Raw genomic sequence first — 3,385 nt, 5'->3', positions numbered from 1 at the left:
TACAATTGGATTAGCTATTACTATCGTAACTGTTGCAGTTGTACAATTCGCTGGAATAACATTTAATCCTGTGATAGGATTTGCTTCGCATAATTGATAAACAATGGTATATGTTCCACTTACTGTGTTTGGTGCTACTGATACATTTCCGTCAACATCAATACTCAATGGGCCACTTGTTGAAGCAGTAACATTAGTATTTGCCGTCGTTACTGCAACGCCATTCAAAGTATCGTTTGCTAAAGCATTTAAAGCTACTACAACATTATTACTAGAAGCAATTGTTACAGCTGGATCATTAACCGCATCAATAACATTTACAACAACAACGGTTGCGGTTGCTGTATCACAATTAGCTGGACTAACATTTGCTCCAGTTGTTAGATCTGCTTCGCATAATTGGTATGTAATTTCGTAAGTACCACTTGGTGTATTAGCAGCAACACTTACGATTCCATTAGCATCAATACTTAATGGACCTGTTGTTAATGCGGTAACATTAGTATTTGATGTAGTTGCAGCGACACCATTAAAAGTATCGTTTGTTAGAGCATTTAAAGCCACTGCTACATTATTATTCGAAGCAATAGTTACTGATGGATCGTTTACTGCATCAACAGGATTTAACACCAGAACTGTTGCTGTTGCTGTATCACAATTACTTGGATTTACTTCTAATCCGTTAGAAGGATTTACTTCGCAAATCTGATAAACAATTGTATATGTACCGCTTGGTGTGTTTCCTGCTAAAGTAACTATTCCGTTTGCATTTATACTCAATGGACCTTGTGTTACAGGAGTAACGTTAGAATTCGCAGGAGTGACTGTAACTCCGTTTAATGTATCATTTGCCGTAACATCTAAAATCACTTTTGAATTTACACTTGTGTTAACAACCGCAGGAGTATCATCAATTGCTTCAATAGGATTTAACACCACTACTGTGGCAGTTGCTGTTGTGCAATTAATAGGATCTGCACCTGTTTCACACAATTGATAGATTATCGTATACGTCCCTGAAACAGTATTTGGCGCTAATGTCAAATTACCATTTGCATCAATACTTAAAGGCCCAGTAGTTATTGGCGTTACATCAGTATTTGCTATTGTTACAGCTGTTCCATTTAAGTTATCCGCACTATTTCCATTATTGCCAAGTACATTTCCAACCGTCGTAGCAACTGTTGTACTTGGAACTTGAGTTGGGAAGGCATCATTACTCGCTATTATTTCATTACTGATACGAATCTTAGCATTTGCAATATCACAATTACTTGGATTTATTGCTTCACATATTTGATAAAATAGGTTATATGTTCCTGTTACTTGTCCTGCAGGCACTGTGATTGTTCCATCATTATTGAGAACAAAACCAGTTGGTGCGATTCCACTTAGAGTAAGAATTACAGCTGCTGGATTTAATATAACACCATTAAGAGTATCATTATTCAAAACTGAAGCAGTAACACCACCATTTCCTCCTGTAAAAGGAGTTGCAGTATAATCATCCACAATAGCATCTACGGCAGCTTGCTGAACATTTACAGTTACTGATGCTGTACTACAATTTGGAGGTGTTGAACCGATTTCACAAATTTGATACTCAAGAGTTTGAGGTCCTGCTGGAGTTCCTACTGCGATCGTAATTGTCCCATCTGGATTTAATGTCAATGCCGGATTTGCAATTGTAGTTGTCAAAATTACATCACCAGGTTTAATCGGTGGTATTCCACTAAATGTGTCGTTACCTAGAACAGAACCTGTCGTAGCTCCTGCCAAACCACCTGTTACGTCAGCATTTGCTACAATAACATTTAATACTTCAACTGTTGCTGTAGCTGTTTTGCAATTACCAGGAACCGCTCCAACCTCGCAAATTTCATACGTTAAAACATAAGTCCCTGAAGCTGTATTTGGCGCTAGGGTCACTTCACCATTACTTGCAATACTTAAAGGGCCAACTGTTGAAGGAGTTACATTTGTATTTGTATCTGTTACTAATTCTCCGTATAAGGTATCATTTGTAGTAACATTTATTACAACTTTTGGTACTTCAGCTGTCGCAACCGTAATTGGACCATCATTAACTGCAATCAAAGGATTTGAAACAATAACTGTAGCTATAGCTGTTGCGCAATTAGCTGGACTCGCACCTTCTTCACACAATTGGTAAGTAATTGTATATGTACCACTTGCGGTGTTTGGCGCTAGAGTTAATACTCCATTAACATCAATACTTAAAGGGCCCGTTGTAATAGGTGTCACGTTAGTATTAGTGCCTGTAACAATTACACCATTAAGGGTGTCGTTACTTGTTACATTTTGAACTACTGTAGCAACATTGTCAGAGGCCACCGTTGTTGGTCCATCATTTACAGCTACAATTTCATTTGCAACAACTACGGTTGCTGTAGCATTGTCACAATTTGCTGGAATTAAATTCAAGCCAGTTACAGGATTAGCTTCACACAATTGATAAGTTATACTATATGTTCCGCTTGCCGTATTAGCAGCCACAGTTACTAATCCATTGATATCAACACTAAGTGGACCTGTCGTAATAGGTGTTACGTTAGAATTATTTACAGTAGCTGGTACACTATTAACCGTATCATTATCTAGTACATTTAAAGCTGTTACTATTGTATTACTTGAAGTAACGGTAACAGATGGATCATTTACTGCATCAATTAAATTACTCACCACAACAGTTGCAGTAGCAGTATCACAATTAGACGGAGAAACATCTAATCCAGTTATAGGATCAGCTTCACATAATTGATAAGTAATAGTATAAGTACCACTTGGAGTATTAGCTGCAACACTTACAATTCCATCAACATTTATACTTAACGGACCTGCAGTTAACGCAGTAACATTAGTATTGTTCGTCGTAGCAGCAATGCCATTAAAGATATCATTACCTAAGGCATTAAGTGCCGTAATTTCAGCATTACTAGAAGCAACAGTCACAGCAGGATTATTTACCGCATCAACCACATTCGCAACAACTACTGTAGCAATTGCTGTAACACAATTCGCTGGATTCGCTCCTACTTCACATAGTTGGTAAGTAATAGAATACGTACCACTTGCTGTGTTTGGCGCTAAAGTTAATACTCCATTAGTATCAATACTTAAGGGGCCCGCAGTTACCGGCGTAACATCAGTATTAGCTGGTGTTACTGCAACTCCATTCAAAGTATCGTTCGATGTTACATTTTGAACTGTTACTGGAGTGGCAGCTGTTGGTACTGCTGCTGGTGTATCATTGCTAGCCACTAACGTATTAGTAACTAAAACTGTAACGGTTGCTTGCTTGCAATTTATTGGACTTGCTCCTACTTCACAGATTTCGTAAACTACTGTGTAGCTTCCTGATGGC

At 38.0% G+C, this 3,385-nt stretch carries 1 protein-coding gene; it reads right to left on the bottom strand.

Annotated features, from left to right (window positions below):
- The coding region (locus KBJ98_RS15160) for a beta strand repeat-containing protein (RefSeq protein WP_394369386.1) at positions 1–3,385 on the bottom strand (3,385 nt) is incomplete at both ends.

It is taken from the genome of Flavobacterium erciyesense (genome assembly GCF_018069925.1).
Lineage (GTDB): Bacteria > Bacteroidota > Bacteroidia > Flavobacteriales > Flavobacteriaceae > Flavobacterium > Flavobacterium erciyesense.
The sequence above is the reverse complement of the archived record's forward strand: the minus strand, read 5'-3'. Positions and strand labels throughout refer to the sequence as shown.